Genomic DNA, 14,654 nt, shown 5'->3' with positions numbered 1-14,654 from the left:
GTCTCATTTTAACCGTAACCGGATTCATGGATATCCTGATCGTTGAAGACGAACCGCTGGCCGTTCAGAAATTAATTAAACTTCTGAACCAGACTGATCCCACCTGCCGTGTTCTTGCTGCAACGGACGGGATTGAATCCACGGTTGACTGGCTGAAAACGAATGACCTACCGGACCTGATTCTGATGGATATCGAACTTTCCGACGGTCAGAGCTTCGAGATCTTCAACCTCATTTCCATAGACTGCCCGGTTGTTTTCACAACGTCCTACGATGAATCGGCGGTAAAATCATTTCAAACCAATCGTTTCGATTACCTGCTCAAACCCATCAAAAAAGACGAACTGGAGCAGGTGCTGACCAAATACCGGCAGTATCACGCTCCCGGGATCAAACCCGCCGACATTGACGAGTTGGTTGATGACCTCCGCAAGCAAAACCGGCAACCAGAATTCAAAAGCCAGTTCCTGGCCAAGAACCACCAGCGGCTGATCTCCATTGATGCCGCTGAAGTTGCTTTTTTCTACGCCAGAGACGGGGTTACGTATCTGTACAGCCGGGACAAAAACCGCTACGTGGTGGAATACTCGCTCGACACCCTGGAAGAGTTTCTGGAACCCACCCGCTTTTTTCGCATAAATGACCAGTTTATTGTTGAACTCCGAGCAGTTTCACGAATTCATTCCTACCTTAATGGGCAATTTAAAATAGACCTGGCATCCGGCGGTATCGCCCAGGATATACTGGTCAGCCGTGACCGCACCAAGGGGTTTAAAGAATGGATCGGAAGGTGAAATGCAAAAGCTGAATGATAAGTGGACGCGCCTGCTTGGCGTCCCTTTGCTGGCGTTTGTGGGACAGTGGACCATGTACGGGTACACGAATGTTCCGTATCCCGACGACTGGCGAATTCCGTTTTTCTTTATCCTGGGTAGCGTGTTCGTTTGGGAAACCAACCGCTGGGGCATCATTTTGTCACGGCGAAAATACCCCGAGCTGACCCAGACCCGGCGCCGGGTTCTCTACCAACTGGTCTGGTTTGCTTTCTTCGCGAGTCTGATCCGCATCTCTCAAACCTTTTTTTACGAGCTCATCGGACTCTGGCCCTCGGACGATCCTCTGTTGTTTAAACCCTATTTTTTCAACACGCTCGTCTCCTTCGTGGGCACCATCCAGATTGCCGCCTATTACGAGGGTGTTTACCTGTACCGGCGGTGGAAAGTAGCCTACACGGAAGCCCAGGATCTGAAAAAAGTAAACCTCCAAAGCCAGCTCGACTCGCTCAAAACCCAGATCAACCCGCATTTTCTGTTCAACAACCTGAATTCACTCTCGTCACTGATTTCGAGCGATACGGAGCAGGCCGAGCTTTTCGTGGATGAGCTTTCCTCGGTCTACCGGTATCTGCTCCAGCAAAACAACCGGGATCTGTGTCCGCTAAACGATGAAATTCAGTTTATCAAAGCTTACTTCCACCTGCTCAAAACCCGGTACGGCGACGGTATTTTCATGGACATCGACATCGAACCGCATTACCTGCATTACCTGATTCCCCCGCTTACGCTTCAGATTCTGCTCGAAAACGCCATCAAACACAACATCATTGCCGTCAGCCGGCCGCTTACGATCCGGCTGTACGCCCGCGACAACAATTTGTACGTGGAAAATAATTTACAGAAGAAAAAAATAGCCGTTCCGTCCAACCAGATTGGGCTTCAGAACATCATGATCAAGTACAAGCTCCTGGCTCATTCTCCGGTCACGATACACTACGATGACGAACGCTTCCTGGTTGGCGTTCCTTTGCTTAAGCCAACCGCCGAGGTGGTGATTAATGCGTAGTTGAAGGAGGGGGTTCGGCGGTGTGCCGGATGGATCGACCCGCGGTCGGTTAGAGTGGAAGGCGTTTCTTGCCCAGCCAGCGCTGACAGATTTCTTCCAGTTGCGCCTTGATGGTATTAACCGAAAACGCCTTCTGAACAAAAGCGCTGGCCCCGGCTTTGTAGCAATCTTCCTCGTCTTTTGGGGAAGTAGAATTTGTAAAAACCACAACCGGAATATGTTGCCAGCCGGGATTCTGTTTTAGTTCATTTAATAATTCAAACCCGCTGATGTGGGGCATTTTCAGATCCAGCAAAATTAAATCCGGTTTGGGTCTGCTGGAATCCTGACTTTGCCGGACAAATAGTCCATCTGAAAACAGATGTAACGCATAGTCAGGCAGATAGCGCGTAAATATCCACTCATACAAAAACAGATTATCATCGTTGTCATCGATGATGTAGAGTGATGGATTTATACCGACCAACCTTTTCTGAGCAAGTCTGGGGAGCGAGTTATGAGACTCCGAGTTTTCCATGTTTTTACAAAAACCGCCTAAAGATAAATACTTAAGCAGTTGACGAGCAAACTATTGGTAAATAAATTAACATGAAAGATATACTTAGTGAGTTTCCGGTAAACAAAAGGTTACTTCGCTACCAAATAGCCAAGTTAATAAACCCCGTCGTGTGAAACTCCGCACTGGTTAGTCTTCATTCTGAGCTCTTTAACGCCCCTCAATAACGGCGACCGTCAGGCGGCTTATGCAAACCAGTTTGCCGGCTTCGTCGGTAATGCGGATATCCCAGATGTGCGTTGTGCGGCCAAGGTGGATGGGCGTTACTTTACCATACACCCAGCCTTCCTTAACGGAACGAACGTGATTGGCATTGATCTCCAGTCCGACGGCCCGCTGCCGGTTGGGATCCTCGAGCTGCATTACCGACGCGACACTGCCCAGGGTTTCGGCCAGCACCACCGATGCCCCCCCATGCAGAATCCCGAAGGGTTGATGAGTCCGGTGGTCCACCGGCATTCGGGCGGTTAGAAAACCGTCGCCAAGTTCGACCAATTCGATACCCAAATGACTTACAATGGAGTTAATGTGAAACTGTTGCAATGATTCTATCGTCCAATCTGGCTTCATTGTATGAAGTTTATTTCGTAATTTTGCAGACCTTTTTGCGATAAGTTCAGATCAAAATAATGAATAGTAATTAACGTCGAGTGAGTATACGTAAAATCAATTGTACACCGTCCGCCTTAATTGCTATTTAGTATTTTTTATTTCCTATTTCAAGGTTGAAACAAAAAACAATATACCTCATTCGCCACGGCGAAACCGATTATAACCGGCAGGGCATTGTCCAGGGCAGCGGTGTTGACTCGGATCTGAATGCAATGGGCCAGGCCCAGGCACTGGCTTTTTACCAGGCTTATCAGCACATTCCGTTCGAGAAAGTCTACACGTCGAAACTTCGGCGGACGATGCAATCGGTGCAGTTTTTTCTCGATGCCGGTATTCCCCACGAAAGCTACGCTGGGCTGAACGAGATCAGTTGGGGCGCCCGGGAGGGAAAAATGCCGAACAGCTTCGACAACGAATATTACCGGACCCTGATCGAAAACTGGTCCGCCGGCCATACCGACTATCCGACGGAACAGGGCGAAAGTCCGAATCAGGTGATGGAACGCCAGCGGCCGGTTATTGAGCACATTTTGGCCCAGACGGACGAAAATCCCATCCTGATCTGTATGCACGGCCGGGCTATCCGGATTTTGCTGTCGTGGCTGATGAATCATACGCTGGCCACGATGGATATGTACGAACACAGCAACTTGTGTCTGTATAAACTGAATTACTCCTACGACACCCAGGAGTTTACAATCGAACTTTCCAACGACAGCACGCACCTGCTGGCGCTGGTCATGCATCAGTAACCATTCTACTGTTGCAGGAAACAATAGCGTATACCGAAAAAGCGGCAGCTGAAATTTCTATATTGCCACTCCTGTAATAAAAGCCCTACTTCATCCACAAAATACTATATTCGCTATAGATACCGTGTCATTGAAGTAGCTTACAGTGGTGAAAGCATGTCAAAGAATAGAATATATTGGTTTTGTCAGATTGTTGGGTGGACGATGCTCATCATGGCGGAGTTTGCCATTTTTACGTTTGAAGAAGGGTACCGATCCGACTATTTCTACGAAGCCATTGCCACCATTATTCTTTGCATTTTACTGACGCATTTATACCGGTTGATGATTAAACGATGGCGCTGGGTGCAGTTGCCGTTCTTTCAGCTGGTTCCCCGCGTTGTTCTGTCGGTCTTTGTGCTGGCGGTGATCATGACCATCATCAACCTACCGATCGACAAACACCTGCTGCCGCAATACCTGGCCGACGACCCTTCCAATGTGCTGGGCTACCTTCTGAACTGGGGCAAAAGCATGTTGGCTTGGGTGTTGAGCTACACGGCCTACCATTACGTGGAGCGGTCGCGCGACGCCGAAATTGAAAAAATTCTGCTGAAAACCTCCATCCGGGAGTCTGAAGCCAAGGTGCTACGGTCGCAGCTCAACCCGCACTTCGTCTTTAACGCCCTCAACAGCATCCGCGCGCTGGTGCTCGAAAACCCGACCAAAGCACAGCACAGCATCACCCAGCTTTCCAATATTCTTCGCAACTCGCTGCTGGCCGACCGGCGCAAAACCGTGGAACTCCGCGAGGAAATCAAAACCGTAGAAGATTATCTGGCCCTCGAAAAAGTTCGCTACGAAGACCGTCTGAACTGCAGTCTGGAAATTGACCCCAAAACGTACTACCTCCAGGTTCCGCCCATGATGCTGCAAACGCTGGTGGAAAACGCCATCAAACACGGCGTTCAGAAAGCGATTCACGGCGGTTTTGTCGAACTGACCACCTGGCTGGAAGACCACCTGCTGTATATTCGCATTCGCAACACGGGCGTACTCGGCAATACGGAAGCGTCGGGGGGCTTTGGCCTCAAGAATACGGCCCAACGGCTCGAACTGCTTTACGGTTCCGAAGCCAGCTTCCGGATTCAGCAGGAAACCGCCGATGTCGTCTGCGCTGACGTAGTGATTCCCATGCAGTCGGCGGGCGTCTTCAAACGCACGGAAGAATTGAAACGAGTTTAGCCTTTATGGTTTCGTGCGCAGGATGTACGGATCGGTAACGGCCGTAACCGTTAATCTTGTACCTTAAACCTCCAACCTCAGCATTTAAACCTCAAAACATGAAGACACTGATCGTTGACGACGAGCGACTGGCCCGAAACGAACTCCGCCGGCTGCTGGACAACTTTCCCAAAATTGAAGTCATTGGCGAAGCTGCCAACGCCGACGAAGCCCTCAAAATGATTGACGAGTTGCAACCCGAACTGCTCTTTCTGGACATTCAGATGCCGGGCAAAAACGGTTTTGAATTGCTGTCGTCCATCGACGGGAAAGCTCCGGAAGTCATTTTCACGACGGCTTACGACGAATACGCCATTACCGCTTTTGAGTACAACGCGCTGGATTACCTGCTCAAGCCGATTGAATTAAACCGGCTCTCGGAAGCCATTAACCGCATTGAAGAAAATAACCACCACCCCGAAACCGAAGCACCCCGCCGGGATACCAATAAAATTCTGGGTGAAAACGACCAGGTGTTCGTGAAAGACGGCGAAAAATGCTGGTTTGTGAAACTGGGCAAAGTCCGGTTGTTTGAATCAATGGGCAACTACGTCCGGCTGCACTTCGACGATCAGAAACCGCTGGTTCTTAAATCCCTGAATAGCCTGGAAGACCGTCTGGACCCCAACACCTTTTTCCGCGCCAACCGCAAACACATCATCAACCTGCCCTGGATTGAAAAAATCGAGCCGTGGTTCAGCGGGGGGCTGCTTGTGACGCTGAAAGGTGGTGACAAGATCGAAATCAGCCGTCGGCAGGCAATTCGGTTCAAGGAGTTGATGAGTCTGTAGACAGCTCGTTCAGGGCCGCGCGGGCTTTGTTGTCGATGCTGTTTTTGTACTCGTGTTTTTTATAGCTCAGGGCTTTCTGAAAATAAGACCGGGCTTTGGCCGGATTCCGGTTTTGCTGGTGAATATACCCCAGTTGCAGCGCGGACGTCGCCCCGTAGGAAAGTTGGTTGGCTTCACTCAGGCTGATCGATCGTTCAAAAAACGGTATGGCTTCGTCCGCATCGCCCCGGCGCTGGTAGATGCGGCCCTTGCGGTAATTAAACTCCGCTTTTTCGCTCGTCAGCGAAAACGAAGACTCCGCGTAAGGTCGCAGGGTGGTTAAGGCCGTCTCGTAATAACCGCCGTCGGTAGCCAGCCGGGCCTTCATCAGAATTTTCTGCCGGGCCGAAACCCCTTTCTTGAAGTATGATTCGGCAAACTTCTGGGCGGCCTTGTCCGATTCGACCACGGCACTGCCTACGCTCCCAACCTGTCGCAGGTACGGCAGCGCCCGGGTATCGTCGTCGTTCAGCCAGTAACACAAAAACAGTTTGTAGTAGGTATCTTTCAGAAAGTTGACCCCTTTGTACTGATTGATAAAGGCCCGGTATGAACCAGCGGCCTGGGCGTACTGAGCCTTCTGAACCAGAATATCGGCTTTCAGGTATTCCAGAATGGGAAACGGCAGGTAATCCGGGCCGGTTGGCCGTTTGTTCAGAAAAGCCAGTGCGTCCTCGCTTTGCGCGTCTTTCATCAGAACGGAGGTGGCAAAAAAGTGCAGCAGCAGGTTGTCCGGATTGTCCTGAACCATTGTTTTGAGGTTGCCCGCATCGGCCGCCGAAAACTTCAGCACATACGCCCGAATCAGCAGGTCGATTAAGCGGGCTTCGGTTTGGAAAAGGGTGTCTCTCTGCACCACCGTCCGGATTTCCTGCAGACCCTGCCGGATGTTTCCCCGCAAACCAAGCATACGGGTTACCCAGGTATAATTGTCCGGTACCGCGCCAATCATAACGTGCAGCAAGCCCAAGGATTTATACGTTGGGAGAAAACCGGGAAACTTCTTGCGGTTTTCCTCCAGCAGTTTGTACGCCCGAATAACATCCCAGCTGGCACTGACCTCCTGCCCAAACTTCAGCTTGACAAACGCCCAGTGCAACCGCACTTCGGCCTGCGTAAACCGCTGCCAGGGCGAACCAGCGTCCAGATTCCGCAGCAAATCGAGCCGCTGGTCTTCCCGGTCGGCCCACTGCTCATACAGCTTCCGGTCGTCCGAAACCAGCAGGGTCACCATATCGGCCAGATTATCGATGTAGATGGCAACGCCATTCTGGCTGGCGACCTCTCCGGCAATCATCCGCCGACCCTCCTGCACTTTCAGCTTCAATACGTCGGTGTACCCGCGTTGCAGGTTGGGCGTTAATTCAAAATCAGCGGCCTGAACCAAGCCAACCACTCCCACCCATACCCACAGGAACAATATGATTCGCATGGCGCGAAAATAAGTCATTTGTCGCCAACGGCTTCCGTTTAGACTGAGAAAACAAAAAAAGGCCACCCGAAGGCAGCCTCTTGATGGAAAAGAAGTATCCTGTTATCGGCGCGACGACACGGGCTCGGGAACGCCTTCCACATCGGCGAAAATCCGGCCGCAATGCTCGCAAACAATAATTTTCTTTTTATCCCGGATGTCGGCCTGCCGCTGCGGGGGAACAACGTTGAAACAGCCACCGCAGGCACCGCGTTTGACCACGACCACCGCCAAACCGTTCAGCGCATTCTCCCGAATTTTGGTGTACGATTTCAGCAACCGCTCTTCGATATGCGTCATCTGATCTTCACGCTCGGCGATCAGGGCTTTTTCTTCGTCCTGGCTTTCGGAAGTAAGCTGGTTTAGCTCCTGCATCTTGGCTTTCAGGTCCTCCTTGCGTTCATCCAGCGCCGACTGCGTTGCTTTGATTTCTTCCTGCTTGTTGCGGATTTTAAACGAGGCCTCGTTGATTTTCTTGTCGGCCAGTTCAATTTCCAGCGTTTGCAGTTCAACTTCTTTAGAGATGGCGTCAAATTCGCGGTTATTGCGGACGTTCATCTGCTGATCTTTATAACGGGTAATCAACTTTTCGGCATCCTTTTTAACAGCCCGATTCCGGTCAATTTCCTCCTCCAGTACCTGGATATCGGCGTTAAATTTGCCGATACGAGTTTCAAAGCCGGCAATATCGTCTTCCAGATCGCGTACCTCTTCCGGCAGGTCACCGCGGATCTTTTTTATTTCATCAAGTTGAGAATCAATCGATTGAAGTTTAAGAAGTGCTTCGAGTTTTTGAGCAATCGTGAGTTCCATTCGTGCTGTTTTATCTGCCTATAAGTAGTATAGCACCGGGTTGGTGTCAATGTCGGACAAAATTACCGCAAAGGTAATAAACTTTTCCAATAAATACTGTTGAATCAACTCTTTAGTAAATACTTCGCTTTCGTAATGCCCGATATCGGTAATGATGATCCGTCCGTCCGCATCGAAGAATTCGTGGTATTTATAATCCGCCGTCACAAACACGTCGGCACGGGCTCCAACGGCGTCGTTCAGCAAAAAGCCACCGGCTCCTCCGCACACGGCCACCCGGCGGACCGGCTGCCCCCGCAAAGCCGTATGCCGGATCACGGAAAGATTCATCCGGTTTTTCAGGTACGCCAGAAATTCAGCTTCGCTAAGCGCTTCCGGCAAGTCACCAACCGCCCCCGACCCGACCTCCTGGTTTTCATTTACCAGCGTTGTCAGGTAATAGGCGACTTCCTCGTACGGATGTGCTTTTCGCAAAGCGGCCAGCACCGTTTTCTGCCGATGCGCCTGAAAAATAACTTCAATCCGATTTTCGTGGGCCTCTTCGTCTTCGCCCGCTTCCCCCAGCGTGGGATTAGATTCGGCGTTTCCGCGAAACGTCCCGGTACCCTCGGCCCGGAAGCTGCACCGGTCGTACTTCCCGATCTGCCCCACGCCGGCTTCGTACAAAGCGTCCAGCACCGCCTGGGTGGCTCCCCGAAACGCCGGATTTCCCTGTACGGTCGGCACAAACGTCACCAGTTTCATCAGCACATCGGATTTGGGCGCTAGGATCTGCACGTTTGCCAGCCCCAGCTTTTCGGCAATCTTAAAACTCACCCCCCCAGCAATGTTATCGAGGTTGGTATGGGCGGCATACAGAGCCACGTCGTTTTTGATGGCTTTGATCACCACCCGTTCAACGTAATTGCGGCCGGTGAGTTTTTTTAATCCCCGAAAAACAATCGGGTGGTGCGCCACGATGAGGTTACAGTTCTTCCGAACCGCTTCGTCCACGACGGCCTCCGTGATGTCGAGGGTTATTAGAATGCCCGTTACGCTCGCTCCGGGATCGCCGACGATGAGTCCCGCGTTGTCGTAGCTTTCCTGGTAGGCCAGTGGCGCCCAGGCTTCGAGATGGCTTGTTACCTCCTTTATGTTCATTTCAAACCGTACCGTTGGGCTAATATGTTTAGGTGATGGCGTTCGTGCCCGGCGGTGATCGTAAAGAAGGCCCGTGCCGACAGGGGCGCCCCGTTGGCCGTTCCCACCCGCTCCTGCGCTTCTTCCGTCAGGCTTTCGGCAAAGGCCAGGGTCGACTGACGCACCAACCCGTATTGGTGGAGCAGTTGCTGCTGCGATTGCGCGCTGAAGTTGGCGTTATCGACATAGGTGTTTTCGTCGAAACCCGGCAGTGACTGTTGTTCCCCCCGGGCAATGCACAGGGCCCGGTAGGCAAAAATGCGTTCGGTATCGATCATGTGTCCCAACATTTCCTTGGGCGACCACTTTCCGGCCGCATACCGGTAGTCCTGCTGCACAACCGTTAAATTTTTATACAAACTTTCTACAATAGCGCATTGCTGGCGCAACAGGTCGATAACATTCTCGGTATCAACTAAATCGATGTATCTAGCGAAAAAGCTCTCGACCGGATACTCAGCCGTGGAAGGTTTCTTCATTAAATTTTCTTCATTTTTTTTCAGTAAAGGTATTGCGTTATATCGAAAAGCCACTACCTTTGCACCACGTTTTCGGAATCACGAAGGCAAAAAAGAAAAACTTGGATCGGTAGTTCAGTTGGTTAGAATGCCGCCCTGTCACGGCGGAGGTCGCGGGTTCGAGTCCCGTCCGGTCCGCTCCAAGACAAAAAGCCCTCAGGAAGAACCCTGAAGGGCTTTTTTGTTTTTACGCCCCCTCACCTTCCCTCCCCTGTTGACCGACTTGCTGGCAAGGATACCCCCGCTTCGCTTCGCCATCTAAGCGGTCTACCCCTTCAAACGCCGGTAACCGTTCCCGAACTTAATTCGTCCAAAACCAAAAATTTTCGCTACTTTGCTTAAGTATTCTTGCTTCTATCTTATAAGTATAATTCGGGCATAAATTAATAGGACAGAATTGCGCAGGCACCTTTGGCAGTACGGGGCTGCAACCAATCGTCTCAGAACGTAACCAGTTTAAAAGGGTGTGTTTGAGTCAGGGAGCACCCGCTAACGCCAACGGATAGACCGGTTAATAGCATACGGATACCCCCACCATTATTTTTATGAAAAAACAATTACCAAAAACAGGGTTGCAGCGGTTTCTGGCCTGTTGTACAATCATCCTGAACCTGCTCCCCTTTTTCGCGTACGCCGATGAAATAAGCGGCCTTACGCTGGTTAGCGCCACCACCAATACCGACCTGAAGCCGTTAAAAAATGGCGATACAATCAACCTGAAAGTAACCGGCAACTCGCTCAACGTTCGGGCTAATACCAATCCGTCTACCATCGGGAGGGTGGTTTTTGCCCTGGACGGTAACGAGAACTTCCGCACCGAACGGGATGCCCCCTATTTTCTGGCGGGCGATTCCCAGGGTTCTCCCAACAATTGGACGCCTACGCTGGGCGTGCATACCCTGAAAGCCACGCCCTACAACGCTTCCGGTGTGGCCGGCACATCAATGACGGTTACCTTCACGGTTGTATCCATCACCCCGCCCGATGACGCCCCCAATTACGGCCCGGAAGGCAAAGGAAATGTTCTTGTCGAAGGGGAGTTGAAGAAATGGCATAAAATAACGCTGGTCATTGACGGCCCGGCGACCGCCGAATCCGCAGCCGAAAACCCCTTCCTGAACTACCGTCTGAACGTAACCTTTACCAAAGGAACCAAACGCTTTGTGGTGCCGGGCTATTTTGCCGCCGATGGCAACGCGGGCCAGACCAGCGCTACTTTTGGCAATAGCTGGAAAGTGCATTTCTCACCCGACGAAACCGGCATCTGGAACTACACCATCTCCATGCGGAAAGGCGATAATATTGCCGTTAGTGACGAGGATGCTGAAGGAACCGCCGTGTCACTGGTTGACGGTAAATCGGGAACTATTACCGTCTCCGCAACCGACAAAAAAGGAACAGACCTTCGGGCCAAGGGCCGTCTGCGCTACGTGGGCGAACACTACTTGCAGTTTGCCGAAACCGGCGACTATTTTGTGAAAGGGGGTGTCGACTCACCGGAGAACTTTCTGGCCTATAACGACTTTGACAATACGCCCAATATTGCGGGTCGGCGTAAAACCTGGGGACCTCACGTGCAGGACTGGAAAGAGGGCGACCCTACCTGGCAGGGCAGCAAAGGTAAGGGCATCATCGGGGCAATCAATTACCTGGCCAGCCAGCAGCTCAACAGTTTCTCGTTTCTGACGATGAACATCAAGGGCGATGACAAAAATGTGTATCCGTACGTGAGTTCGGAAGATTTCACCCGGATGGACTGCTCGAAGCTGGATCAGTGGGAAATGGTTTTTGAGCACAGTGAAAAGCTCGGGATGTATCTGCACTTCAAAACCCAGGAGAAGGAAAACTGCACGTTGCTGGACGGTGGCGAGGTGGGGGTTCAGCGCAGGCTGTACTACCGCGAACTGATCGCCCGGTTTGGTCATCACCTGGCCCTGAACTGGAACATCGGTGAAGAAAACATTCAGACCACCCAGCAGCGCAAGGACATGGCCCAGTACTTCTACGAGCATGACCCGTACAAGAGCAACATCGTCCTGCACACCAACGTGAAACAGCAGAACGAAGCCTACACCCCTTTATTGGGCAATCAGTCCGACTACAGTGGGGTTTCGATCCAGACCGACTGGAACAATGTTTACAAGGAAACCAAACTATGGGTGCAGCAGTCGAATCTGGCGAGCAAGAAGTGGATTGTGGCCAACGATGAGCAGAATTCCGTGGGCGTGTCCACCGATGCCGATTACAAAGGCAAAAGAGGTACTGTGGCCGACAATCAGGATGGTATGCGGCAGGAGTGCTTGTGGGGCAACCTGATGGCTGGTGGAGCCGGTATTGAATACTATTTTGGTGGCAACACCGGCGAAACCGATCTGGCCGCCGAAGACTTCCGCTCACGGGCCAAGATGTGGCGCTTCAACCGGAATGCCCTGAATTTTTTCAATGCGCACGTACCCGTTAAAGAGGCTACGGTCTTAAACAACGTCAGCCGGGGCTGGGTGTTAGGCCAGGAAGGCAAGCTGTATGTGGTTTACCTCAAAGACGGCGGAACAGCCACCATTACCTTAAGCACGGAGGATACCTACTCGGTAAAATGGTATGATCCCCGCAACGGCGGCTCCCTGCAGGACGGTTCGGTGCGTTCGGTCGCCGGTAGCGGTCCGCAATCCATTGGTACGCCCCCGGATGCCGTGAATGAGGATTGGGTGGCGTTGATTGAGGTAGTACCGTCTCAGCCCGTTGCCAAACCCTTTGCGATTTACCCCAATCCCACCGCTAACCATGTAGTCATCCAGGGAATTGATAGTCAGTGTACGGAGGTGAATGTAGCCGTTACCGATGCCCAGGGGAGGGCGTACAAAGTCCCCTACCGCGCCCTGAAGTCACCTGGAGATATGGAAGTACGATTGGATGGCTTGAGTGCGGGCGTCTATATTTTACGCGTTAATCTGTGCGGCAATCTGCATACGAAAAAAATCATGATTCAATAAACCCAATAGTCGCTCCTTTCAGTATTTAGTGACACGTGGGTTACACCGCTAAAGCTTAGAAGCACGAACGGATGTTGGCAGAATGGTCGGCACATGCAGGCTGTTAAGGCCAGTTTTCAGCCTCAGTTCCGTATATTTATAGAGATCGTCGAACAAATCCTGCAGTTCATGCACGAACCGCAGATACCGACGCGAATGCACGCACAGCCAGCAGTTGACACCCGGAATTAACCGGCAGTCTTCCAGCGTCCAGTACTGCCCCCGCGCGTCGGGCCGAAAACCAAAAGCCAGCAGCCACTGCTTCGTCAGTTTGATGGGCAGGGGGCTATCAGTCGGCTTAAGTTCTTTCAGACTCCATTCCGTCATCAATGCCGGGCCGTTCGACATCATGTAATAACGGTTTGGTTTCGGTCGGGCGTTCATAGCGTGTTCGGTGAAAAAAAAGTGGCTACAAATTACATAAAAAAATAGCCGATGTATGGTACCTGACGGTATTTTTACAAACCGGTAACGGTCGTTTTCTTAAAAAGGCAACAGCAGTTGCTGGCTGGTGGGCTGATCGGTAGTTTCCAGGTTCGAAACCGAAATACCCAGCAGCCGCACCCCCTTGGGCACCGGAAAAAGCGCCGTTAACAACTCCACGCCGATCCGATCCAGAAACTCTTTTTGCAGTATAGGTCCCAACGCTGTCCGGCTGCGGGTTATTTGCTCGAAATCGGCAAATTTCACCTTTAACGTTACCGTACGGCCAGCCACCCCCAGGCGTTGACACGACCGCCAGACCGAATCGAGCATCGGTTGCAACCCCTCAACGAGTTCAGAATCTGCGCTTAAATCCCGGTCAAACGTATTTTCCGAACCAATCGATTTGCGAATCCGGTCGGGCGTAACGGGCCGGTGGTCAATCGCCCGGGCAATGGTGTAATAATAGCTTCCGGCCTTGCCAAAGTGTTGTTTCAGAAAGGCTTCGGTTTGCTGCCGCAAATCCCAGCCGGTAAAAATGCCAAGCTCGTTGAGCCGGGCCGCCGTCACCCGGCCAATACCGTGAAACTGCCCGACGGTCAGCGTCTCAACGAACGCCAGGCCCTGCGCGGGTTTGATCACATAAAATCCGTTGGGTTTACGGAAGTCGGAGGCTAGTTTTGCCAGAAACTTGTTGTACGAAATCCCCGCCGAAGCCGTCAACTGAGTTTGCTGCTGAATTTCAGCCCGGATTTCCTGGGCAATCTGCGTCGCGGAGGGAATCCCTTTCAGATTTTCGGTTACGTCCAGATAAGCTTCGTCCAGCGACAACGGTTCGATGAGCGCCGTATATTCGGCAAAAATAGCCCGTATCTGGCTGGAAACGGCTTTATAAACGTCGAAGCGCGGTTTGACAAAGATCAATACGGGACATTTCCGAACGGCCACCGAAGATGCCATGGCCGAGCGGACGCCAAACTGCCGGGCCTCGTAACTGGCTGCCGCCACCACCCCCCGCTGGCGCGAACCACCCACGGCCACGGGTTTCCCCCGCAATTCGGCATTGTCCCGCTGCTCAACGGACGCGTAAAACGCGTCCATATCAATGTGAATTATCTTTCGTACGGCGGACTCTTCCACACTTAAAAACGATGATTTCTGATGCCAATAATCTTTCAATTTACTACGAAATAACGGTTTTTGCCAATCATTCGTGCAGCGGGATTACCACAGAAAATTCTTTTCTTCCGTCCAAAAATTTGAGTTGACAACTCTCTCCCGTAGATTTACGCGGTTATTTCCGACAGGGTATTTTCCGTATCCAGTCCGATTCTGACCGAACCAACGTTTCACCTAAGCTACTGAA

General features: G+C 51.6%; 14 protein-coding genes and 1 tRNA gene. 7 read left to right on the top strand and 8 right to left on the bottom strand.

Annotated features, from left to right (window positions below; genetic code table 11):
- Nucleotides 1–26 precede the first annotated feature (26 nt).
- Nucleotides 27–794 carry a LytR/AlgR family response regulator transcription factor gene (locus OQ371_RS17110; RefSeq protein WP_265989397.1) on the top strand — a complete coding sequence of 256 codons (768 nt, stop codon included), beginning with the start codon at nucleotides 27–29 and terminating at the stop codon, nucleotides 792–794.
- A 1-nt stretch (nucleotide 795) separates the two neighbouring features.
- Nucleotides 796–1,842: a sensor histidine kinase gene (locus tag OQ371_RS17105; RefSeq protein ID WP_265989396.1), complete on the top strand. Its 1,047-nt coding sequence runs from the start codon at nucleotides 796–798 to the stop codon at nucleotides 1,840–1,842.
- A 49-nt stretch (nucleotides 1,843–1,891) separates the two neighbouring features.
- Here OQ371_RS17105 and OQ371_RS17100 read toward each other — a convergent pair whose 3' ends face one another.
- Together OQ371_RS17100 and OQ371_RS17095 are read right to left on the bottom strand one after the other, a co-directional pair.
- Nucleotides 1,892–2,359 (bottom strand): response regulator, encoded by a 468-nt coding sequence (locus tag OQ371_RS17100; protein WP_265989395.1) that lies wholly within the window; start codon nucleotides 2,357–2,359, stop codon nucleotides 1,892–1,894.
- A 189-nt stretch (nucleotides 2,360–2,548) separates the two neighbouring features.
- Entirely contained in the window at nucleotides 2,549–2,968 is a 420-nt protein-coding gene (locus OQ371_RS17095) for a hotdog fold thioesterase (protein ID WP_265989394.1), read from the bottom strand.
- 155 nt (nucleotides 2,969–3,123) lie between these two features.
- Here OQ371_RS17095 and OQ371_RS17090 point away from each other — a divergent pair, with 155 nt between their 5' ends.
- The 3 genes from OQ371_RS17090 (at nucleotide 3,124) to OQ371_RS17080 (ending at nucleotide 5,816) form a co-directional block, all read left to right on the top strand.
- A complete protein-coding gene (locus OQ371_RS17090) occupies nucleotides 3,124–3,762 on the top strand; it encodes a histidine phosphatase family protein (protein ID WP_265989393.1) in 639 nt (212 codons plus the stop codon).
- Between the two features lie 156 nt (nucleotides 3,763–3,918).
- Complete coding sequence (locus OQ371_RS17085) at nucleotides 3,919–4,986, top strand: sensor histidine kinase (protein WP_265989392.1); 1,068 nt, start codon at nucleotides 3,919–3,921, stop codon at nucleotides 4,984–4,986.
- Between the two features lie 98 nt (nucleotides 4,987–5,084).
- The gene (locus OQ371_RS17080) at nucleotides 5,085–5,816 is read left to right on the top strand and encodes a LytR/AlgR family response regulator transcription factor (RefSeq protein WP_265989391.1); all 732 of its coding nucleotides are present in this window, start codon (nucleotides 5,085–5,087) and stop codon (nucleotides 5,814–5,816) included.
- Here the strand turns inward: OQ371_RS17080 and OQ371_RS17075 are convergent.
- From OQ371_RS17075 to OQ371_RS17060, 4 genes are all read right to left on the bottom strand, one after another.
- On the bottom strand, nucleotides 5,794–7,287 hold the full coding sequence (locus OQ371_RS17075; protein ID WP_265989390.1) for a tetratricopeptide repeat protein: 1,494 nt from the start codon (nucleotides 7,285–7,287) through the stop codon (nucleotides 5,794–5,796). The two genes, OQ371_RS17080 and OQ371_RS17075, sit on opposite strands and share 23 nt — an antisense overlap.
- A gap of 102 nt (nucleotides 7,288–7,389) precedes the next feature.
- Nucleotides 7,390–8,139 (bottom strand): zinc ribbon domain-containing protein, encoded by a 750-nt coding sequence (locus tag OQ371_RS17070; RefSeq protein ID WP_265989389.1) that lies wholly within the window; start codon nucleotides 8,137–8,139, stop codon nucleotides 7,390–7,392.
- 18 nt (nucleotides 8,140–8,157) lie between these two features.
- Nucleotides 8,158–9,279 (bottom strand): Nif3-like dinuclear metal center hexameric protein, encoded by a 1,122-nt coding sequence (locus OQ371_RS17065; RefSeq protein WP_265989388.1) that lies wholly within the window; start codon nucleotides 9,277–9,279, stop codon nucleotides 8,158–8,160.
- Nucleotides 9,276–9,797, bottom strand: a complete 522-nt coding sequence (locus OQ371_RS17060) for a DinB family protein (protein ID WP_265989387.1) — start codon at nucleotides 9,795–9,797, stop codon at nucleotides 9,276–9,278. Before OQ371_RS17060 ends, OQ371_RS17065 begins: the two co-directional genes overlap by 4 nt.
- A gap of 103 nt (nucleotides 9,798–9,900) precedes the next feature.
- On the opposite strand from OQ371_RS17060, the gene OQ371_RS17055 reads away from it, so the two are divergent.
- A tRNA-Asp gene (locus OQ371_RS17055) sits at nucleotides 9,901–9,974 on the top strand.
- Between the two features lie 407 nt (nucleotides 9,975–10,381).
- Entirely contained in the window at nucleotides 10,382–12,826 is a 2,445-nt protein-coding gene (locus tag OQ371_RS17050) for a DUF5060 domain-containing protein (protein WP_265989386.1), read from the top strand.
- Nucleotides 12,827–12,874: 48 nt separating this feature from the next.
- Here OQ371_RS17050 and OQ371_RS17045 read toward each other — a convergent pair whose 3' ends face one another.
- A complete protein-coding gene (locus OQ371_RS17045; RefSeq protein WP_265989385.1) occupies nucleotides 12,875–13,249 on the bottom strand; it encodes a hypothetical protein in 375 nt (124 codons plus the stop codon).
- A 99-nt stretch (nucleotides 13,250–13,348) separates the two neighbouring features.
- Complete coding sequence (gene dinB, locus OQ371_RS17040) at nucleotides 13,349–14,428, bottom strand: DNA polymerase IV (RefSeq protein ID WP_265989384.1); 1,080 nt, start codon at nucleotides 14,426–14,428, stop codon at nucleotides 13,349–13,351.
- Nucleotides 14,429–14,654 lie beyond the last annotated feature (226 nt).

The sequence above is a fragment of the Larkinella insperata genome, assembly GCF_026248825.1.
GTDB lineage: Bacteria > Bacteroidota > Bacteroidia > Cytophagales > Spirosomataceae > Larkinella > Larkinella insperata.
The sequence above is the reverse complement of the archived record's forward strand: the minus strand, read 5'-3'. Positions and strand labels throughout refer to the sequence as shown.